Here is a 19,776-nt window from a genome sequence, read left to right on the forward strand (position 1 = left end):
ATGAGTGTGGGTGGCCCCGGCGTCCCGGTGTCCCGGTGCTTTGGGGGGCGGGGGGCCTTTGGTTACCTGTTCTGGGTTGGGTGGCGTTTGCGGTGTAGGGCCCAGGTGACTGCGGCGCCGGTCGCTAGCGCGGTGGTGGCGAGGGTGGCGAGGATTCGGGGGGCCAGGGTCTTCTTCAGGGCCTGCCGTTGCCGTCGTTTGAACGTGGCCGCGTCGTTCTCGCGGGGGAACGGCTCGTCGGGGACGGGTACGCCGAGGAAGGCGCACAGCGGCTCCCATCCTTTCTTGACCTCGAACACCAGCAGCCGGTCTTCGGGCACGTACGCCTTCACTTCGGCGACATGCCGTTCGAATCTCTCGGCCATCTCCGCGCGCTCGCCGAACGGCCCGCCGATCTCAAGGTGCCACGTCGTCCGCTGCACGCGGTCGAGGACCTCCGCTTCGGGGTCGGGTCGGCGCGGGCCTCGCCAGCTCAGCATCCGCACCAGGAGCGGCGGCTTGGCGAGCACGGCGGCCATGGTCTGCGCGGCGCTGTCGTACCAGCGTTGCGGATCGCGGACGGTGAGCACCACCTTGGCGTCCGGGAACGCGTCGACGATCTCGCGCCAGAACGCGGTGCTCGGAGAGCCGACGGCGCAGCCGAAGCCCGCGAACACCTTCCCCCAGTCGACCGTCCGCCCGTCCATCGCGGCGGCCCAGTCGGCGGCCCGCTCCGGCTCGGCGTTGAGGACGCGCATGTTGTAGCAGGGGCCGTACCCGAGCCGGTCGAGTGCCAGCGCGAGTGAAGTCGTACCAGTTCGGAGCAAACCGATGCCGATGACCTGCACGCGAACTCTCCTCAGGACGAAGTGGATGACGGTTGGGCCGGTCAGGCCGTACGGCGGGCGACCAGGGTTCCGGGGTCTTCGCCGTCGGCGACGGGGCGGAGGGCGGTTCCGGCCGTCGGGGTCAGCCCGGCCGTTGCCAGGTCGGCGATGACGGCATGCGGCCGGTGCAGGTAGTGGGCGCGTTCCACCACTTCGGTCTCCACCAGATCGCCTTGGTGGTACGTGCGGTAGACGAACCGCAGGTGCGCCTGGTCGTCGCCGTCGGGCCGCGCCTCGCATGACATCTCGTACCGGCAGTCGCCGAGGGTGGCCTCGTCGGTGACGTGCTCCGGCCAGTCCGGTACGGGTTCCGACAGCACCATGTCCATCGCCACCTCGCCGTCCTCGGCCAGATGTTCGGCGATCGCCTCGAAGAGCGCGAGCCGTTCGGGGTGCGGCACGTGCTCCAGCACCCCCGCCAGGTACACGAAGTCGAAGCGGCGGGCCAGGTCGAAGTGGGGTGCCGCGCGGTCGAGCACGGTGACGCGGTCGCGCAGGTACGGGCGTTCGGCGAGCTTGGCCAGCAGCACCGCGCGCATGGTCGCCGACCGCTCCAGGCACACTACGGTGGCTGCTCGCTCGGCCACGGCCAAGGTGATCCGGCCCGTACCTGCGCCGATCTCCAGCGCGTGTCCGCCCTCGGGTGCGCGGCCGGCGAAGAACCGGGGGTCGGGGAGGGCGCCCTCTCCACGGGAGGCGCGGAAGAGATCGTAGTAACCGGGCTGGAAGGCGTACGGGTCGGTGCCGAGCGGAGCGACCCGGGCGGGGGAGGACATGCGAGTCACCTGCCTGTCTGGTCGGAGAGGGCGCATCGTCAGATGGTCGTGCTTGGCCGAATCGTCCGACCCCCTCAGGTGGGCTGCGCCGGGCGTGTCCACTCGCGGAGAGCGCGGCCGGCGCGTTCAATGATCCGCACCTGGCCGGTGGACTCGATGGCGATGGTGCGCTCCTCGCTCCAGCCGGTGAGGCGGAACTCGCCCAGCCCGAGATGCACCAGGCCGAAGGCGGGCTCGCCGTCGATGGCGAGGACGAGCCGGTCGTCGTGCACGAGGACCTCGGCGTCGCTGTCGGGCCTGGCCTCGACCTCCTCCTCCGACCACTGCGCGAAGTCGCCCGGCAGCCGGAACCGGCAGCGGAACCGGTCGCGTTCGGACGCGCTGAGCGGCACCGGATCGCGGGCGAACATCACCTCGCTCGTCGGCAGCAGCTCCAGGAACTCGTCCGGCAACAACCCGACGACCTCCCGGCTGACCAGGCAGTCGAGCACCATGTGCACCCGAGGGCGGTCCCCGCCGTTCGCCACGTAGTGCCTTCGGCCGAAGTCGCCGAACCACAACCGTCCTGCCGTCCAGTGCTCGGACACGCCGTCGATGACCACGACGGCGTCCGGGTTGGTGTCGATCGGCACGTGCAGCCGCAGGAGCCCGCGTTCGAACCCGTACTTGTAGTCGCGGTGCTCGTGGACGGTCGCACCCGCGCCCAGGGCGATCAGCCGTACGCCCCGGACCGGCGCCGGTAAAGCGTCGATGACCTGTGCGAGAGCTGGGGCTTCGGCCAGCCACGGGGTGTCGGCGAAGTCGGTCAGGCCCGCGCCGCCCGGGTCGGTCCGTACCGGATCGCCGCCGACGCTGCGCAGCGGCAGGATGCGCCAGTCCACGCCGGACTCCGTGGCGGCGCCGTCCTGGCTGTAGGCGCGCTGGGCGCGCCACCGCTGGTGCCGCAGCCTGTCGAGGTCGGCGCGCAGCGCATCGACGTCGAAGCCGAGCCGCATCGGCGACGACGGCGGGTACGCGGCGGGCGGATCCGTCAGCGATTCGATTGCCTGGGGGTACGTCGTCATGGTCGCTACTCCTGGGCGCCGGCGGCGGGCAGGTCGGAGACGTCGAGGGCGAAGCGGCCCACGGCCCACGCGATGGCGGGCACGTTCTCATCGAGCGCCCGGCGGTCGAGGTTGCCGATCGTGTCGCATGGCTGGTGGTAGCAGGGGTCGTACAGCTGCCCGGCCACCCCGCCGAACCGCGCCGCCTGCGCGGCGGTCTTGACCCCGAGGACGCCGCCGTTCAGGCCGCCGACCGGGATGCCCGCGGCCACGAACGGCTCGTGGTCGGAGCCGACGGCCCGCAGGTCGTGGCTTTCGTAGGGGAGTCCGGCGCGGTCGAAGTAGTCCTTGAAGACCTTCTCCACGACCTGCGAACCCGCCGGGCCCGGCGGGGTGCCCGGCGGCTGCTCGCTCGCGTCCCCGTCGAGGACGAACCGCACCCCGTTCGGCGCGGCGATCAGTTCGAAGTTGAGGTAGAGCGCGATCTTGGCGCGTTCGGCCGGTGACAGGTTGCTCACGTAGTAGTTGGAGCCGACGTCGATGAGCTCCTCGGCCCCCCACAGCGCGAACCGTACTTTGTGGCGCACCTTGTCCTGGTGGGGAGCCAGCCGCAGCGCGGTCGCCATCAGCGCGGCGGCCGCGGCGGCGTTGTCGTTGATGCCGGGTGCTTCGGTCACGCTGTCCAGATGGGCGCCGGCCATGACGGTGCGGTCGTCGCCGCCGCGCGTCTCGGCGAACAGGTTGGCGGTGACTCCCGCGACCTCGTGCCCGCGCAGGTCGAGACGCATCCGCACCTGCTGCTGCGCGGACTCCTGGGCGAGCTGTTCGGCCTGCGCCTGCGTGACGCTGGCCACCGGGATGGTGAACGCCTGCGGGTTGAACGCGTGGAGCCGGTAGATGTTGTTCGGGCTCGGCGTGGACAGGTAGATCAGCATCGCCCGGGCGCCGAGCCCGGCGGCGACGCGCTGCTGTGCCGTGTAGCCGCAGGATCCGCGCTGGACGAGCACGATGGATCCGGACACGGGCAGTCCGTCGTAGTCGGCGGCGGAGCATCCGGCGGTGGCGTCCGTCGTGGCCCGGGGCACGACGAGCTGCGCGTCGAGACCGCCGGGCGGGGTGACGGGTGAAAAGCGCATGACCAGCGCGCGCACCTGCCGGGCGGCGGGCGCGGTCACCGTCGCGCTCTCCGCGTCGACCCGATAGTCGGTGTACGGCACTTGCTGCTGGTGGACGCGGTAGCCGGCGTCGGTGAGCACCTTGGCGGCGTAGCGCGCGGAGGCCTCGAACCCCGGCGTGCCGGTGGCGCGCACCCCGCCGTTCTCCGCGGCGATCCGGTCAAGGACACGCAGGTGCCGCCACGCGTCGCCGCCACTGGTGGACCCCGCCAACAGCCGCGCCAGCCACGGCTCGCCCGAACGGCCTGCCGCCCCATGGGGTGTGGTTGCGGCGGCATGGGAGGTCGCGGACGGTGGAGCAGCCGAAAGAATGGTGGCCGTTATGGTGACGAGGCCGGTCACCAAGGCGGTTTTCGTGCGTACAAACACCCTCATCAGCGCTCCAGAAAAACAGGTGAGGCCAGGAAACAGAAACCACGTTGACATGTGCAGAGAGTCTCTGAGGCCGGCGGTGCGGTGAATAGTGCGTGCCCGGCATATCGGGGCAGGTGGAAGCGCGTGCCCCGATATGCCGGGCACCCTCTACATCACTCAGTGGAGGTAACGCATCCGTGCCACCTCCTTTCTGTTAAGAGGGATCTGAGGTCGGTCAGCCGAGGCGGACTCTGAGTCGGGCCACGCCTCGCAACGTGAGGTTTCGGTGGTAGACGGGCTCGCCGGCAAGGCGGATGCCTGGGAACTCGGTCGTGAGCAGGCCGAGGACGACCTGTGCCTGGAGGACCGCCAGCGACTGCCCAAGGCAGGAGTGGGCGCCCCGGCCGAACCCCAGATGCGGGTTGGGATGGCGGGCGAAATCCAGCTCGTCGGGCTCGGCGAACTTGGCTGGATCCCGGTTCGCGGCGGCCAGCATCAGCGTCACCGCTTCGCCGGGCGCGATGACATGGCCGCCGATGCGCGTCTCCCGTACACACGCCCGCCCGTCGGCCTGCACCGGCGTCACGTACCGGACCAGTTCCTCCACCGCACGTGACAGGTCAGCCTGAGCGAAACGTGGCAAAGTGTCCGGCGCGCTCAGCAGGACGACCAGAGCGTTGCCGAGCAGCCGCCCCGCCGATTCGAACCCCGCGTGCAGGACGGCCCGCAGCGTGTTCAGCAGCACCGGGCGCGCGATGCCGGAGCCGGGCGCCTTGGCCGCCACATGCGCCACCAGCCCGTCCGCCGGCGGGTCGTCCAGCCACCGGCCGGTGTATTCGGCCAGCTCAGCGCGGGCTTGCACGGCGGGCTCGGCGGTCTTCGGCCAGATCCCGGCGTCCATGCCGTCCACGATCGTCTGCGACACGGGCAGGAACCACGCGGCGTCGATGGGCGGCACCCCGAGCACCGCGGTGACGGTGTCCAGCGCGAGTGGCGCGGTGAACTCGGACACGCAGTCGAACTCCCCGCCCGCGCGCAGCCGCTCGGCGCGGGCGCGGACCTGGGCGGCGATGCGCTCGCGCAGCATGCCCGGGTCGAGACCGCGGACCGTGTCGACCATGAAGTGCCGGATGGCCGTGTGCTCGGGCGGGTCGAGCGACTGGATGCTCAGCAAGGGCTCCGGCACGACCTCCCCGATCCGGCGCCAGTCCGAGGCGAACGATTCCGTGTCGCGCAGCACCGCGGCGCAGTCGTCGTACCCGGTCACCACCCAGGAGTCGAGGAAGGTGCTGCGGTAGACGGGGGCGCTCTCGCGCAGGCGGCCGAAGAGGGAGTAGGGATCGAGCAGCGCCGCGGGCTCCGCGAGTCCCGCGGCCGGATCTGCGACCGGCGCCTCCGACATATCGACCTCCTCGCACGGACGGCTACCGGCGAGCGGCTTCAGGCCCGTTCGTCGCGTCCCGTCCGGGTTGCCGGGAGGACGACGGCGCTGTCGCTCAGGTGTCCGGAGATCGTCCGACACATGATCTTTTCCGATGGTAAATGAGTAACGCAGAATTGCAAGGTTCCGGATCCGGCCATGATCTTCCATATGCCCGCGAGATCCTCCGTGGCATGATCTTGTAGTTCCGCCTCACCGCCGAGGAGGAGGTCGCCTGTGAGAGTTCTGCTGACCAATCGCGGGTTCCGGCTCCTGATCATCGGACAGTCCTTATCGACCCTTGGTGACCGGGCGCTCATCATCGCCTTCGGCATCTGGGTCAAGGAGCTGACCGGCAGCAATGCCGCGGCGGGCGGCGCGTTCTTCTTCGTCGCCCTGCCGTTCCTGTTCGCCCCGTTCGCCGGGGTGCTCATCGACAGGTTCCCGCGGCGCCAGATCTTCATCGCGACCAACCTGGCGATGGCGGGCGTCATGCTGCTCGGCCTGCTGGTGCGCGGCGAGGGCCAGGTCTGGCTGCTGTACGCGATCATCCTCTGCTACGGCATCGCCGCTGTGATCATCACCGCCACCCAGGCCGCCCTCGTCCCGGCGATCGTGGACGAGGACGCGCTCCCCGACGCCAACGGCCTGCTGCAGACCTCCGCCGACGGAGTGAAGCTGCTGGCTCCCCTCTTCGGCGCGGCGTTGTTCACAGTGGTGGGCGGCCACGTAGTGGCTCTGCTGGACGCGGCGACGTTCCTGGTGGCCGCGGTATGCGTGTGGCTCATCCGGGCGCCCGGCGACCAGCGTCACGTCACCGGTGCACTGGAGTTGCGCGAAGAGATGCTTTCGGGCCTGCGCCACCTGTACCGGTCCTCGCCACTGCGCACGCTGGTGGGCGCCCTGGGCCTTGCCATGCTGGTGACGGGCTTCTCCCAGACCCTCATCTTCTCCATCGTCGACGACGGGCTTCACCGCGCTCCCGCGTTCGTCGGCGTGCTGAGCAGCGTGCAGGGCGCGGGCGCGATCTGCGCCGGCCTGGCGGCGGGCGCCGCCATCCGCCGCGTGGGCGACCTGCGCACGGTGATGCTGGGCATCGCCCTGGTCACGATGGCGTCCTTGGCCTATCTGGCGCCCGCCATCCCCCCGGTGGCGGTGGGGGCGTTCCTTTTCGGGTTCGGCATGTGCTGGACGACCGTCGGCCTGGTCATGGCGGTGCAGCGGCGAACGCCCGACGCCCTGCGCGGCCGAGCACTGACCGCGGCGATGGGCGTCGTCAGCACTCCGCAGACCGTCTCCATCGCCCTCGGCGCGGCACTGTCCCTGGTCGTCGACTACCGGGTCCTGCTGATCCTCATGGCCGCGGTCACCGTCGTGTCCGCCGTCTGGCTGGTACGCGTGCCCCCCGAACCCGACCCCCAGGACCCCCCACCCAAAGACCTGGATCCGGCATCCGCGAAACCCGAGCCTTCGGCTCCCTCACCGGACACCAAGACCGTGCCTTGATCGGCACAGGCTCCTGCCAGTCGAGGGCGCAAGCGAAGGAAGATCTGGTTTGTCGGTGAGAGGCGACAGACTCGGCACGACGTTCCATCAGGGGTTTGGGGAATCGATCATGCGAGTCCTGTTCGACGGTGAGGTGCACGTCCACTACAGGCAGGCGTACGTCACCAGCTCACCGGGCTTCGCCTCTGGCTTGCGCGAATGCTTCCTGGGGCAGGAGAACGGGCTGTGCGGCGCCGCGTCGCCCGGAACGTTGTTCCTTACCGCAGGGTTGCACACCGGCGGCATCGGGTTCGCGGTCGAGCGGCATGGGGAGCCGCCCCCGGTCGATGAGAGGTGGGAGGAGATCGTCGAAGTCTCGTTCACACCTGAGACCGATGAGGTGACCCTCGTGCAGTGGGCGGGCGAGGCCACCTGGAGGCTGGACCTGGACCGGGTCGACTACCGCGTCCGGTACTGCGCGAGCGGAATGCAGGCGGCCAGGGAGGCTGACACCAGGCTCAAGGGTGAACCGCGAATCGACCGCTACCTCCTGCAGTTCTGGCCGGCCCCACCCGAGGCCGATCGTGTGCTGAAGCAGACCACGGAGCACGCGGCGTACTGGCACGGCTTCGCGCGTGGCCTGCCGCCGGCTCCGACCGCCGAGCAAAGGGCCGAAGCGGCGCGCCTGGCCGAAGTGGAGAAAGCACACGAGAGGGAGCAGGCCAGGCTGCGGGCCGAGGCGCGATCATGGGGCGGACGACTGCCCAGCGAGCGGCTTCGGCGCGTGTCGGGTAACGCGCTGGCCATGGCGCGGCTCGACCGCGACGTGAGCGAGGCGATAGCCGCGGCCGACCCGGAGGTGCAGCGCGCGATCGCCCGGTGGGTGGCGCGCCGGGCCTATGACGTGGCGGGCCTGGCGAGCATCGATTGGATCGCCCCCGCCCTGCTCGCCATGGACCGGGCGCAGCCCCTGCCCCCGCCCTTCGACGACATGGAACACGTCTGGCCGAGGCTGTGGGCCGACGAGCAGGTGCCGAGTTCGACGGTCACGCTCCCGGGTGGGCGGATCCACAACTTCTCCCAGCAGGCCGCCGCCGTACCCGCACTGTTCGAGGCTGTCGAAGCAGACCCGCTTCAGGCCTCGCTCGATGCCCTGTGGGCTGCGGCGGCCGCCTTCGGAACCGATTACCGCGACCTTCTTCAGGAGGTCCGGGACGCTTTCGATCTCTAGCGGGGAGGCGGATGCGGAGAAAGGTCTAAACTGCTGCCCATGACGTTCTTCTTCCACCTGCGTTAGCACGCCGCCGGCGAAACGAGGACCACCCGTCGTCGGCGAGGCGGGGCGGCGGAGCGCTGCCCCGGGTGCTGACGTGGGAGAAGAACGATCATCATGCGCATTCCGCGCACCCGTCTGGTCGCCCGCTGCGTACGCGGGCTGGAGTCCGCGGTCGCCGCCGAGGTCCTGGAGTCGGGGCTCGGCTCCGTCACCCGCCTCGGTCATCGCGAGGTCCACTTCGGTCTCCGCTCGTCGCGGCCGGAGCCGATCCCGGTGCTGCGCACAGCCGACGACCTGTTCCTGTCGGCCGCGCGCCGGTCCGACATCGGGACGACGAAGCATGACCTGCATGCATTGGCCGAGCTCGCCGCCCTGGCCGACACCGATCTGCTGGTGCGCCTGCGCCGCGCACTGACGCAGGCGCCGGCCCAGGTGCCGGGCATCGATGTCTCCGCATCCTTCCTCGGGCGGCGCACCTTCAGCCGGTACGACGCCGAGGATGTCGTGGGCACGGCTTTGGCCGAGCGGCTCGGCGTCCCCTACCACTCGCGGCGCACGGGCGCCGCGCCCCCGCCGGGGTACTGGGGTTGGCGGCTGACCCTGGACGGAACGCACGCCGCGCTCATGATGCGGGTCGGCGACCGGCCGCTGCACCGCCGCGCCTACAAACAGCGGATGATCAAGGGGACGCTGCACCCGCCGCTGGCCGCGGCCATGGCCGTGCTGGCCGGCATCCGCCCGGACCACACCGTCCTGGACCCGTGCTGCGGCGCCGGAACCCTGCTGATCGAGGCCGCGCTCGCCCGGCCCGGCGCCCGCCTGTACGGCTTCGACCTTTCTCCCGACGCCGTCGCGGCGGCACGGGCGAACGCCGCCGCCGTGCCCGTCCGCGTGGACCGTGGCGACGCCGGGCGCCTCCCTCTCCCCGACGCCAGCGTCGACCGCGTCCTGTGCAACCCGCCCTGGGGCGTCCAGGTCCACCCCCGCGGGCTGCTCGCCGGCTCCCCGTCCCGCTGGTGGACGGAGCTTCGCCGCGTACTGGCACCGGACGGCACGGCCGTGCTCCTCCTGCCCACCTCCGAGACCCTGACCGACGCCATCCGGCACGGCCTCGCCCCGGTCCACGTCCAAGGCGTCCGTATCTCCGGCGCTCAATCCTTCATCGTCGGCCTACGCCCGGCAGCGTCCACCAAAGCCCGGAGACGCACCACGCGCCACACTGAAGAGAAGCCCCGCTGAGATTACGAGCGGTGTGGAGTTGCCAATGCTGCGGGACATGCTGGGTAATTCCAGCATGTCCCGCTGACCGCCACACCTGCACCGGCCGGGCGAGGATCTTGTCACCGATCGCCGACGAGAGGGCAGCCATGGGCGACGGCCCCCCGAGGGAGTTGATCTCCCTCGCCGACGACGAGGGGAACAGCGTCACGGTCAACGTGCTGGGACGTGCGGCCGGGTGGGCCGCCGGACTCGACGCCGAGATCGTCGTCAAGACGCCCTTCGTGTCCGGCCGGATCGACCTGGCGCTGTACGTTTCGAGGCTGGAGAGCTGGGCCGACGCGCTGGACCGGCTCGACGCCGGCGAGGACGCCGCCTGGATGGAGATGAGCCGGGGCCCGTCCGTCTTCATCCGGCTCACTGGCGAGCGCGATTGTCCGGAGGTGGTCGTGGAGGACGAGGGCGGATCCATGGTCACCGTGCGGGTCCCGCTCGTCCCGCCGGACGGCTGGATCGCGGACCACCGCCGGCGCCTGCACCAGGTGATGAGCTACTGGATCCCGATGCTGTCAGGCTGATCGCAGCGATCCGCGGGGGGTGCCGGCGACAGGTTCGTGACAGCCGAACGAACATCGAGCGGACGCGGGGACGTACCGGGACAGAACTCGGGATCTTGGCAGCGGTGGGACTGCAGGTCAGGGGGTGGCGCGCCCGGCAGGATTCGAACCCGCGACCGTCGGATTAGAAGTCCGATGCTCTGTCCAGCTGAGCTACGGGCGCTCGGCGCCCGGCGGGACGCCGGGACACAGTGTAAGGGTGCGCGTCGTCCGGCTCCACATCCATAACGGCGTTACCGCTGGGGCGGGGGTTCTATCTTGGGGTGCTGTGGCGGTGAACATCGAGGTGCCGCTCTCCGGTGGGGCCGTGTCGGAGGGTGTGGTGCGGGTCGGGGAGACGGTGCGGCGGCCGCTGCGGGCGCACAGTCCGGCGGTCCACGGGTTGCTGCGGCATCTGGAGGCCGTGGGGTTCGACGGGGCGCCGCGGGTGCTGGGGATCGACGAGCTGGGGCGGGAAGTGCTCAGCTGGGTGCCCGGGGAGGTGCCGCATCGGCCGTTGGGGGCGGGGGTCGTCTCCGAGGACGCGTTGCGGGGCGTCGCGCGGCTGCTGAGGCGGTACCACGAGGCGGTTGCGTCGTATGAGGCGCCGCTGGGGGCGCCGTGGGACGCGGAGACGTCCAACCTGGACGGGAAGCCCGAGGTCATCGGGCATTGCGATGTGACTCCGGAGAACGTGGTCTTTCGGGGCGGGAAGCCGGTCGCTTTGATCGATTTTGACCTGGCGCGGCCTACCACGCGGGTGTTCGACGTGGTCACCGCGCTGCGGCACTGGGGGCCCATCGAGGATCCCGCCGATCGGGACGCTTTGCTCTATGCGGCGGATGTGGGGCGGCGGCTGCGGATCTTCTGTGATGCCTACGGGCTGGAGCCGGAGCGGCGGCGGGAGGTGCTGCCGGTGGCGCGGGTGCGGTTCGAGCGGTCCTACCGGGCGATGCGGGAGAAGGCGGAGCGCGGTGGGGGATGGGCGCGGATCTGGCAGGGCGGCGCGGGGCCGCGGATACGGCGGGCGCAGGATTGGCTGGAGCGGCACTGGGATGAACTCGATGCGCGTCTCTGGTGAGGGGCTGGTTCTCGGGGTCGCGCTGGACGCGCTGCTCGGGGATCCGAAGCGGTGGCATCCCGTGGCCGGGTTCGGTCGGGTGGCGTCCGGGGCGGAGCGCTGGATCTATGGGGATTCGCGCTGGCGGGGTGCTGTCTATGTCGGGGCTCTGGTGGGGGGCGCCGGGGTCGCGGGGGTCGCGCTTGAGCGGGTGAGTCGGCGGCCCCTCGTGCATTGTCTTGTTACCGCCGGGGTCACCTGGGCCGTGCTCGGCGGGACGTCGTTGGGCCGCGAAGGGCTCCATATGGCGCGGGTGCTGGAGCGGGGAGATGTGGAGGCCGCAAGGAAGCGGCTTTCCCATCTGTGCGCGCGGGATCCCCGGGGGCTGGATGCCCGTGCTCTGAGCCGTGCAGTGGTGGAGTCGGTCGCCGAGAACACGTCGGACGCGTCCATCGCCCCTTTGGTGTGGGGTGCGGTGGCGGGCATTCCGGGGTTGCTCATGTACCGGGCGGTGAACACGCTTGACGCCATGGTGGGGTATCGGAGTCCGAGGTACGAGCGGTTCGGGTGGGCGGCGGCCAAGCTCGATGATGTCGCCAACTGGGTTCCGGCGAGGGTCACCGGGGGATTGGTCGCCCTCTGTTCGGGACGGGAGGCCTGGCGCGTCCTGAGAAGGGACGGGGCGAAGCATCCGAGCCCCAATGCCGGACGGTGCGAGGCGGCTTTCGCCGGGGCGCTCGGGGTGAGGCTGGGCGGGGTCAACGCCTATGGCGGACGGGTCGAGCACCGGCCCGAGATGGGGGACGGCCGGGCCCCCGAGGTCCGGGACATCCGGAGGGCCGTCCGGCTCTCCGCGGCGGTGACGTTCGCGGCGGCGGCCGTGGTCTGGAGCGTGCGGTGAGCGGGCTGCTGGTGGCCGGGACCACGTCCGACGCGGGGAAGAGCGTCGTCACGGCGGGGCTGTGCCGGTGGCTGGCCCGGCAGGGCGTGAAGGTCGCGCCGTTCAAGGCCCAGAACATGTCGCTGAACTCGATGGTGACGAGCGACGGTGCGGAGATCGGGCGGGCGCAGTACATGCAGGCGCAGGCCGCGGGTGTGGAGCCCGCGGCGCTGATGAATCCGGTGCTGCTCAAGCCGGGGAGCGACCGCAGAAGCCAGGTCGTGGTGCTGGGACGGCCCGTCGCGGAGGTCGACGCTCTGCAATACGGGGCGCACAAGGAATGGCTCAAGGGCGTCGTGCTGGAGAGCCTTGACGAGTTGCGGGCCAAGTACGACGTGGTGGTGTGCGAGGGGGCCGGGAGTCCCGCCGAGATCAATCTGCGGGGCGGCGACATCGTGAACATGGGGCTGGCGCGGGCCGCGGATCTGCCGGTCGTGGTGGTCGGCGACATCGACCGGGGCGGTGTCTTCGCGTCGCTCTACGGCACGGTCGCCTTGCTGGAGCCCGCGGACCAGGCGCTGATAGCGGGATTCGTCATCAACAAGTTCCGGGGGGCGGAGGAGCTTCTGGCGCCCGGGCTGGAGCAGCTCAAGATGCTCACGGGCCGGCCGACATTGGGCGTGCTGCCCTGGAAGCTCGGGCTGTATCTCGATTCCGAGGACACCCTGGCATTGGACGCGCCGCGGCCCGACGCGAAAGGGCCGTACGGGAAGGAGACGCTGCGCATCGCCGTCGTCCGGTTCCCGCGCATCTCCAATTTCACGGACCTGGACGCCCTGGCCTGCGAGCCCGGCGTCGTCGTCCGGTACGCGGCGAGCGCCGGGGATCTGGCGGAGGCCGACCTGGTGGTGCTGCCGGGCACCCGGGCCACGGTCGCCGATCTGACGTGGCTCCGCGAGCGGGGAATGGCGGAGGAGGTCCGGAGAAGGGCCGAAGCGGGGCGGCCGGTGCTCGGTATCTGCGGCGGCTACCAGATGCTCGCCGAAGAGATCGTGGACGACGTCGAGTCGAAGGAGGGGAGGACGAGGGGCCTCGCCCTTCTTCCCGCGAGAGTCGAGTTCAAGAAGGAGAAGACCCTCGGGCGGCCGGAGGGGAGCGCGTACGGGGAACCCGTGCACGCCTACGAAATCCACCACGGCATCGTGACCGCGCAAGGGGAGCCTTTCCTCGACGGGTGCCGGAAAGGCTCCGTCTGGGGGACGACCTGGCACGGCGCCATGGAGAACGACGGTTTCCGGAGGGCGTTCCTCGCGGACGTCGCCCAGGCCGCCGGAAGGGCTTTCGTCCCGGCCCCGGACGTGTCGTTCGAGGCGTTGCGGGAGGCGACCCTGGACGCGCTCGGCGACCTCGTCGAGGAGCACATGGACACCGAGGCCGTGTGGCGGATCATCGAGGGCGGGGCGCCCGGCGGCATGCCCGTCGTCCCGCCCGGTGGAGCCCCGGAACCGCCCTCCGCGGCGGTAAGGTGATCCACTCGTACGCGCAGAGCACCAGGAGGAACGCCCCGTGACCGACCCGCGGTCCAAGCTGATCGTCCCGCTGATGAAGGCGCGGGTCCCGGCCGAGGTCCAGCTGGAGTTCCCGCTCCCGGCGGACGAGGAGCCGATCCGCGACCCGTTCGCGGCCGACCTGTACGTCACCTACGCGCTGGAGATCGCCGACGAGGGCGCCCCGACCGGCCGCCGCTACGAGCACGTGGCGCGCCGGCACTGCGCCGACCTCGGCGTCGCGCCGGGCGAGCTGCGCCGCCACGCGGTGATCAACCTGCGCGACCTGCGTCCCGAGCTGAGCCTCAGCTGGTACCCGGACGCGCGCGCCGTGACGGTGTCGCTGGGCGGTTCCGCGCGCAGCGGGAGCCTGGAGTCGGGCCTGCTGCTGGACGAGGGCTTCCTGGAGAAGCTGGCGCAGGACGTGGACGGCGACCTCGTCGTCGCGGCGCCCGCGCGGGACGTGTTCGTCGCGTCCGGCACCGGGCATCCGGACGGTGTCGACAAGCTCCGCTGGGCGGTCGCGCAGGTGTGGGCCGAGGACCGCGGGGACGACGACGCCTCCGACCCGGTATGGGACGTCCCCGCCGGGACCCTTCTCACGCACAACCTCCTGGTCCGCCGCAACGGCGCCTGGGACGTCCTCGCGGTCTGAGACCGGCCCCGGCCCCCGGAAAATTGAGTGGGACGCCCTGGCCGGGATGCGTACCGTGCCGTCCATGGTGTCGACTCATCAGCTTCTGGCCTTCTCCGCGATGGCGCTGGCCATCATCCTGATCCCCGGACCGTCCGTCCTCTTCGTCGTAGGCCGCGCGCTGGCGCACGGCCGGCGCACCGCTCTTGCGGGCGTGGTCGGCGGGGTGCTCGCCGCCCTGGTACTGACCTCGGCCGTCGCGGTGGGCATCGGTTCGATCGTGGAACGCTCCGTCATCGTGTTCACCGTGCTGAAGATCGTGGGCGCGGTCTACATCGTCTACCTCGGGGTGCAGGCGATCCGGCACCGGCGCTCGCTCCAGGAGGCGATCGCCGGGAGCGAGGCGGAGCGCGGCGGCGGCAGGGCCCTGCTGCAGGGGTTCATCGTGGGCATGACCAACCCGAAGACCACCGTGTTCTTCGCGGCCGTCCTGCCGCAGTTCGTGGTGCGCGAGAACGGGCACGTCGCGCTCCAGATGATCGTCTTCGGCGCGATCTTCGCGGTGATCGCGCTGTTCTGCGACAGCGTGTGGGGCCTCGCGGCCGGGACGGCCCGCGACTGGTTCGCCCGGTCGCCGCGGCGCCTCGCGGCGATCGGCGGCACCGGCGGCCTGATGATGATCGGCCTCGGCGTCACCGTCGCGGCGACCGGCCGCAAGGACTGAGGCGCCGGGTCAGACCTCGCAGAGCGCGAAGTCGTCGAAGACCGCCTGCGGCCGCCCGGTGGCGCCCTCGGCGCGGAGGACGACCAGGCCGCTCCAGCCGGGGACGGCGGCGGGCGGTGTGGCGGCGGACGATGCGACCGGCTCGCCGTTCACCCACATCGCGAGGTCGATGTTGCCGTCCTTCCGCTTGACGCAGGCGGCCTGCACGCGGTTGTCGTCGCGCAGCTTGGGCACGGTGCCGCTCGTCACGGTCTGCGCCTGCGACGAGGTCAGCTTGGCGATCCGGGCATGCCCGTCCGAGCGGAGGAGGAACGCGTAGCCGGTGCTTCCGTGGCAGAACACCCCCGCCTCGCCGTTGGGGTCCTGCAGAGAGACCTCGGCGTCGATGAGCTGCGAGTCGGGGGTCCTGCTCGTCGGTGCGTCGACGATCGTCCGCGTGGTCTTCGGGAGGACGCGGATCTCGTACTTCTTGTCCTGGTAGGCCGCGTCCCAGTCCGGTGTGGCGGCCGTCTTCCAGCCGGAGTCCTCGTGGCTGAACTTGTCGTCGAAGACCTTGTCCTTGGACTTCGGCGGTTCGTCCCCGAGGACGGCGGCCGCGCCGGATTCGGGAGCGGCCGGGGCCTTGTCGCCGTCCGGGATGCCGAGGGCCCCGATCACGCCGGAGACGGCGACGACCGCGCAGGCCGCGACGGCGACCAGGCCGTGGTTGCGGTACCGGCCCAACGGCTTCTTCGCCCGGGCCGCCGGAACCGGGACGCCGGCCGGGCTCGTCGGGGGCACGGAGTCGGCGCTCATCATGGCCGCGACCGCGGGCTCGGGCGTGGGGACGGACCCCTGCTCGGTGGCGGGTACCGACGGAGGAACGGGCCTCTGCTCGGTGGCGGGCCCCGGAGGAGTCGCGGCCTTCTCCTCGGCCGCGCTCTCCGGTGAAGATGCGGGCGGCTGCTCGGCGGCGGGCGTCGGCGCGGGCGCGGGCCCCGGAGGCGGCACCGGAGGCGGCACGGGGGGCGGCCCTGGGGGCGGCACCAGGCCCGGTGCGGGCAGTTCGGCCGTGGGCGGTGTCGCGGGCGGCTCGTCCTCGCCGGTCAGCGCCTGGATCAGCTGCTTCACCGCGGGACGTTCGGCGGGGTCCTTGGCCAGCGACCGGGCCACCACGTCGCGGACGGCCGGGTCGAGGCCGTCCAGGTCGGGTTCGCCGGACGTCACCCGGTTGATGACCTCCGGTAGGTTCCCGCCGCCGAACGGGGCGCGCCCGGTGCCCGCGTAGGCGACGACGCAGCCCCAGGAGAACACGTCGGCGGCCGGCGTGATCTCCCGGCCGTGCATGAGCTCGGGCGCGATGTAGGCGGGCGTGCCGACGAACTGGCCGGTCCTGGTCGGGCCCTCGGTGGCGTCCAGCGCCCGCGCGATGCCGAAGTCGATCACGCGCGGCCCGGTCGGGGACAGCAGCACGTTGGACGGCTTGAGGTCGCGGTGCACGATCCCCGCGCCGTGGATCGCGCCCAGCGCCGTCGCGATGTTGACCGCGAGGGCCTCCAGGTCGCCGCCGCGCAGCGGCCCGTCCGCCTTGACGGCCTCCTCGACGGACGGCCCGTTCACGTACTCGGTCACCACGTACAGCGGGTCGCCGTCGAGACGGGCGTCCAGGACGGCGGCCGTGCAGAACCGGCTGACCTGCCGCGCCGCCGTCACCTCCCGCCGGAACCGGTCGTGGAAGGCCTCGTCGTCGGCCAGTTCGGCGTTGATGACCTTGACCGCGACCTGCCGCCCCGCCTCGTCCTCGCCGAGGAAGACGGTGCCCATGCCTCCCCGGCCGAGCCGGGCCGTGAGAACGTAGGGGCCGAGCAGACGCGGGTCTCGATCACGAAGGGACGTCCGCATGGCTCGGCTCCCGGGGGGTGTGCTGTTATTCAGTGTGTCCTGCGGTCAGAATCTTTGACGTCCGGCCACGGGGCAATGGTTCGCGGACTGCGGGAGGAAAATTGGACGTGACGGCGGACGTGCTCGGCCCCGGCTACGAGGCGATCGAGCTGCCGATGGGCCGCGACGCCGAGGGCGAGGTCGTGGCGACGCTCGTGCGGCGGCGCGGCGGCGGCGACCCGTCCCGGCGGGCGGTGCTGTACCTGCACGGCTTCGTCGACTACTTCTTCCAGCGGCACCTCGCCGACTTCTACGTCGACCTCGGCTTCGACTTCTACGCGCTCGACCTGCGCAAGTACGGGCGCTCGCTGCGGCCGCACCAGACCCCGAACTACGTCGAGAGCCTGTCGGACTACTTCCCCGAGATCGACGAGGCGGTGCGGATCGTCCGGGACGTGGACGGGCACGACACGCTCCTGCTGAACGGCCATTCGACCGGCGGCCTGGTCGCCGCGCTGTGGGCCGACCGGGCGAGCGGCAAGGGCCTGGTCGACGGCGTGTTCCTCAACAGCCCGTTCCTGGACATCGCCGAGCCGCTGGTGATGCGCAAGGTCGGCGCGGGCCTGGCGCGGGCGCTGCGGCCCCGGTTCCCGAAGGCGAAGCTGCCCGCGGGCGTGTCCGACCGGTACCCGCGCAGCATCCACCGCGACCACGAGGGCGAGTGGGACTTCGACCTCGCCTGGAAGCCGATCGCCGGGTTCCCGGTGCGGGCGGCGTGGCTTGCGGCCGTCCGCCGGGGGCAGCTGCGCCTGCACCGCGGCCTGGACGTGGACGTCCCGGTGCTGGTCATGGCGTCGACGCGCAGCGTCCGCCCGACCCGCAAGGTGCTGGACGTGACGGGCGCCGACGCCGTCCTGGACGTCGAGCACATGGCGAAGTGGGCGCCGCGGATCGGGCGGCACGTCACGCTCGTGCGGATCGACGGCGGCCTGCACGACCTGGTGCTGTCCGCCGAACCGGCCCGCACGCAGGTCTTCGCGGAGCTGACCCGCTGGACGAACGGCTACCTGCCGGCCTGACCGGGGCCCGCTCGGCTACTCAAGGATCTTCGACAGGTCGAAGTCGTCGAAGTCGACGATGATCTGCTGCGCGGCGTTGCCGCCCCGCTCGACGGTGAGGCCGACCTTGCCGTTGCCGAGCGGCTGGTCGGCGTCCGTCGCGTCGATGACCTGGTCGCCGTTCACCCAGAGCCGCAGCCGGACCTGCTTGCCGTCGTTGCCGCTCTCGCACGCGATCTGGAGCTTGTTGGACTTGCCCTCGCTGAAGCCCGGGACCGAGTCGGGGTTGGCGAGCTCCTTGGTGCCGCGGTCCTTGGTGCCCTTGCGGAGCACCGCGCCCTTGCCGTCGTTGCGGACCAGGAACAGGTACCAGTTGCTGTCGGCCGAGCGGCAGTAGACCCCGTACATGCCGTCGGGGGCCCCTTGGGCGGCCTTGGCGCTGACCGTGGCCAGCATCGGGTCGGGGGCGAACTCGTTCTTGGGCACGTCCCGCGACTGCGAGCCGGCGCTGCCGTCGGTCTGTATCCGGTAGGCGCCGTTCGTGTAGGTGTACTCACCGGTGAAGGAGCCCCAGCCGGAGTTCTCGTTGGAGAAGTCGTCGGCGAACGCCATGGCCAGGTTGTCGTCGGGCGGGCCGTCCGGGCCCAGCGCGAAGAACCCCACGGCGGCGAGCAGGGCGAGGGCCGCCACGACGGCGCCGCCGATGAGCAGCGGGCGCCGGGGGAGCCCGCCGCCGCTCGGGCCGGGGGCGGGGCGCGCGTCCTGGCGGGTGGCGCCGGGCGCCGCGGGCGGAGCGGTCGGCTGCTGGAAGGCGGCCGGGGCGTTCGGCGCCGCCGCGGTCGGCTCGCCCGGGGTGGCGTGCCAGCTCGCCTGGACGGTCTCGGCGAGCTTGGCCGGGTCGGCCTTGCCGTTGCCGACGAGCCGTCCGAGCAGCTCCTGGACGGTCGGCCGCCGCCGCGGGTCCTTGTCGAGCGCGGCGGCGACGACGTCGCGGAGGGCGGGGTCGAGCCCGTCGAGCTTCGGCTCCTCGTGCACGACGCGGTAGAAGATCTCCGGGACCGTGTTGCCCGCGAACGGAGGGCGCCCGGTCCCGGCGTAGGCGACGACGCAGCCCCACGAGAACACGTCGGAGGCGGGCGAGACCTGCTCGCCGCGCAGCAGCTCGGGCGGCAGGTAGTTCGGGGTGCCGACGAACTGGCCGGTGCGGGTGGGGCCGTCGGCGGCGTCGAGGGCGCGGGCGATGCCGAAGTCGATGACGCGGGGGCCGGTGGAGGACAGCAGGACGTTGGCGGGCTTGAGGTCGCGGTGCACGATCCCGGCGCCGTGGATCGCGGCGAGCGCGGTGGCGACGCCGACCGCGAGGCCCTCCAGGTCGGAGCCGGGCAGCGGGCCGCGCTCGGCGACGGCGCTCTCCAGCGTCGGCCCCTCGATGTACTCGGTGACGACGTACAGGGGGTCGGTGTCCAGCTCGGCGTCCATCACGGGCGCGGTGCAGAACCGGCGGACCTGCCGCGCGGCGGTGACCTCGCGCCGGAACCGTTCCCGGAACGCGCCCTCCCCGGCGAGTTCCCGGTTGATCATTTTCACGGCGACGCGGCGGCCGGCGCGGTCCTCGCCGAGGTAGACCGTCCCCATGCCGCCCCGGCCGAGCCGCCCGACCAGCCTGTAGGGGCCGAGCTCTCCGGGGTCGCCGGGGCGCAGGGTCTCCCCGTTCTCTCCTGCGTGCGTGGTCATCATGATCCTGAGGGGAATCGGGAGTCTTTGCGGTAGAACCCTAGCGGTCCACGGTAATTCGGACGCGCCA

The 19,776-nt window shown here is 71.6% G+C and carries 17 protein-coding genes and 1 tRNA gene; 10 read left to right on the forward strand and 8 right to left on the reverse strand.

The annotated features are described in order from the left end of the window. Positions 1 to 62: 62 nt before the first annotated feature. The 5 genes from K4S16_RS24625 to K4S16_RS24645 all read right to left on the reverse strand — a co-directional run bounded on the left by K4S16_RS24625 (position 63) and on the right by K4S16_RS24645 (position 5,616). The gene (locus tag K4S16_RS24625) at positions 63 to 827 is read right to left on the reverse strand and encodes a sulfotransferase family protein (RefSeq protein WP_149261398.1); all 765 of its coding nucleotides are present in this window, start codon (positions 825 to 827) and stop codon (positions 63 to 65) included. Between the two features lie 41 nt (positions 828 to 868). Beyond that, on the reverse strand, positions 869 to 1,642 hold the full coding sequence (locus K4S16_RS24630) for a bifunctional 2-polyprenyl-6-hydroxyphenol methylase/3-demethylubiquinol 3-O-methyltransferase UbiG (RefSeq protein WP_160161018.1): 774 nt from the start codon (positions 1,640 to 1,642) through the stop codon (positions 869 to 871). 74 nt (positions 1,643 to 1,716) lie between these two features. Continuing rightward, a complete protein-coding gene (locus K4S16_RS24635; protein WP_149261400.1) occupies positions 1,717 to 2,706 on the reverse strand; it encodes an aspartyl/asparaginyl beta-hydroxylase domain-containing protein in 990 nt (329 codons plus the stop codon). Between the two features lie 5 nt (positions 2,707 to 2,711). Then, positions 2,712 to 4,073 (reverse strand): M28 family peptidase, encoded by a 1,362-nt coding sequence (locus K4S16_RS24640; protein ID WP_160161019.1) that lies wholly within the window; start codon positions 4,071 to 4,073, stop codon positions 2,712 to 2,714. Positions 4,074 to 4,449: 376 nt separating this feature from the next. Beyond that, the gene (locus K4S16_RS24645) at positions 4,450 to 5,616 is read right to left on the reverse strand and encodes a cytochrome P450 (RefSeq protein WP_149261402.1); all 1,167 of its coding nucleotides are present in this window, start codon (positions 5,614 to 5,616) and stop codon (positions 4,450 to 4,452) included. A 255-nt stretch (positions 5,617 to 5,871) separates the two neighbouring features. Here K4S16_RS24645 and K4S16_RS24650 point away from each other — a divergent pair, with 255 nt between their 5' ends. The 4 genes from K4S16_RS24650 to K4S16_RS24665 all read left to right on the forward strand — a co-directional run bounded on the left by K4S16_RS24650 (position 5,872) and on the right by K4S16_RS24665 (position 10,191). Continuing rightward, entirely contained in the window at positions 5,872 to 7,140 is a 1,269-nt protein-coding gene (locus K4S16_RS24650; RefSeq protein ID WP_149261403.1) for an MFS transporter, read from the forward strand. 109 nt (positions 7,141 to 7,249) lie between these two features. Continuing rightward, positions 7,250 to 8,350, forward strand: a complete 1,101-nt coding sequence (locus K4S16_RS24655; RefSeq protein ID WP_149261404.1) for a hypothetical protein — start codon at positions 7,250 to 7,252, stop codon at positions 8,348 to 8,350. Positions 8,351 to 8,509: 159 nt separating this feature from the next. Then, positions 8,510 to 9,634 (forward strand): TRM11 family methyltransferase, encoded by a 1,125-nt coding sequence (locus K4S16_RS24660; RefSeq protein WP_149261405.1) that lies wholly within the window; start codon positions 8,510 to 8,512, stop codon positions 9,632 to 9,634. A 128-nt stretch (positions 9,635 to 9,762) separates the two neighbouring features. Then, positions 9,763 to 10,191 carry a DUF5959 family protein gene (locus K4S16_RS24665; RefSeq protein ID WP_149261406.1) on the forward strand — a complete coding sequence of 143 codons (429 nt, stop codon included), beginning with the start codon at positions 9,763 to 9,765 and terminating at the stop codon, positions 10,189 to 10,191. Positions 10,192 to 10,316: 125 nt separating this feature from the next. On the opposite strand, the gene K4S16_RS24670 is transcribed toward K4S16_RS24665, so the two are convergent. Beyond that, positions 10,317 to 10,393, reverse strand: a tRNA-Arg gene (locus tag K4S16_RS24670). Positions 10,394 to 10,498: 105 nt separating this feature from the next. Between K4S16_RS24670 and K4S16_RS24675 the strand changes: the two genes are divergently transcribed. From K4S16_RS24675 to K4S16_RS24695, 5 genes are all read left to right on the forward strand, one after another. Then, entirely contained in the window at positions 10,499 to 11,290 is a 792-nt protein-coding gene (locus tag K4S16_RS24675) for an aminoglycoside phosphotransferase family protein (protein WP_149261407.1), read from the forward strand. Then, a complete protein-coding gene (locus tag K4S16_RS24680) occupies positions 11,265 to 12,170 on the forward strand; it encodes a cobalamin biosynthesis protein (protein WP_235037054.1) in 906 nt (301 codons plus the stop codon). The genes K4S16_RS24675 and K4S16_RS24680 overlap by 26 nt, the downstream gene beginning before the upstream one ends. Continuing rightward, on the forward strand, positions 12,167 to 13,678 hold the full coding sequence (locus K4S16_RS24685) for a cobyric acid synthase (protein WP_149261408.1): 1,512 nt from the start codon (positions 12,167 to 12,169) through the stop codon (positions 13,676 to 13,678). Before K4S16_RS24680 ends, K4S16_RS24685 begins: the two co-directional genes overlap by 4 nt. 37 nt (positions 13,679 to 13,715) lie before the next feature. Further along, complete coding sequence (locus K4S16_RS24690; protein ID WP_235037055.1) at positions 13,716 to 14,351, forward strand: DUF1444 domain-containing protein; 636 nt, start codon at positions 13,716 to 13,718, stop codon at positions 14,349 to 14,351. Between the two features lie 64 nt (positions 14,352 to 14,415). Further along, positions 14,416 to 15,054 (forward strand): LysE family translocator, encoded by a 639-nt coding sequence (locus tag K4S16_RS24695; RefSeq protein WP_149261409.1) that lies wholly within the window; start codon positions 14,416 to 14,418, stop codon positions 15,052 to 15,054. Between the two features lie 9 nt (positions 15,055 to 15,063). On the opposite strand, the gene K4S16_RS45165 is transcribed toward K4S16_RS24695, so the two are convergent. Beyond that, the gene (locus K4S16_RS45165; RefSeq protein WP_200842086.1) at positions 15,064 to 16,935 is read right to left on the reverse strand and encodes a serine/threonine-protein kinase; all 1,872 of its coding nucleotides are present in this window, start codon (positions 16,933 to 16,935) and stop codon (positions 15,064 to 15,066) included. A 107-nt stretch (positions 16,936 to 17,042) separates the two neighbouring features. Here K4S16_RS45165 and K4S16_RS24705 point away from each other — a divergent pair, with 107 nt between their 5' ends. Then, on the forward strand, positions 17,043 to 17,993 hold the full coding sequence (locus K4S16_RS24705) for an alpha/beta hydrolase (protein ID WP_235037056.1): 951 nt from the start codon (positions 17,043 to 17,045) through the stop codon (positions 17,991 to 17,993). Between the two features lie 15 nt (positions 17,994 to 18,008). Here K4S16_RS24705 and K4S16_RS24710 read toward each other — a convergent pair whose 3' ends face one another. Continuing rightward, the gene (locus tag K4S16_RS24710; RefSeq protein ID WP_200842088.1) at positions 18,009 to 19,709 is read right to left on the reverse strand and encodes a serine/threonine-protein kinase; all 1,701 of its coding nucleotides are present in this window, start codon (positions 19,707 to 19,709) and stop codon (positions 18,009 to 18,011) included. Positions 19,710 to 19,776: the final 67 nt, after the last annotated feature.

This window comes from Actinomadura sp. K4S16 (genome assembly GCF_008327685.1).
Taxonomy (GTDB): Bacteria; Actinomycetota; Actinomycetes; order Streptosporangiales; family Streptosporangiaceae; genus Spirillospora.

Coding starts and splice junctions, on each gene's coding strand:
- K4S16_RS24630 (WP_160161018.1), bottom strand. CDS start 1,642: ATGTCCTCCCCCGCCCGGGTCGCTCCGCTCGGCACCGACCCGTACGCC.
- K4S16_RS24635 (WP_149261400.1), bottom strand. CDS start 2,706: ATGACGACGTACCCCCAGGCAATCGAATCGCTGACGGATCCGCCCGCC.
- K4S16_RS24645 (WP_149261402.1), bottom strand. CDS start 5,616: ATGTCGGAGGCGCCGGTCGCAGATCCGGCCGCGGGACTCGCGGAGCCC.
- K4S16_RS24655 (WP_149261404.1), top strand. CDS start 7,250: ATGCGAGTCCTGTTCGACGGTGAGGTGCACGTCCACTACAGGCAGGCG.
- K4S16_RS24660 (WP_149261405.1), top strand. CDS start 8,510: ATGCGCATTCCGCGCACCCGTCTGGTCGCCCGCTGCGTACGCGGGCTG.
- K4S16_RS24665 (WP_149261406.1), top strand. CDS start 9,763: ATGGGCGACGGCCCCCCGAGGGAGTTGATCTCCCTCGCCGACGACGAG.
- K4S16_RS24680 (WP_235037054.1), top strand. CDS start 11,265: ATGAACTCGATGCGCGTCTCTGGTGAGGGGCTGGTTCTCGGGGTCGCG.
- K4S16_RS24695 (WP_149261409.1), top strand. CDS start 14,416: ATGGTGTCGACTCATCAGCTTCTGGCCTTCTCCGCGATGGCGCTGGCC.
- K4S16_RS45165 (WP_200842086.1), bottom strand. CDS start 16,935: ATGCGGACGTCCCTTCGTGATCGAGACCCGCGTCTGCTCGGCCCCTAC.
- K4S16_RS24710 (WP_200842088.1), bottom strand. CDS start 19,709: ATGATGACCACGCACGCAGGAGAGAACGGGGAGACCCTGCGCCCCGGC.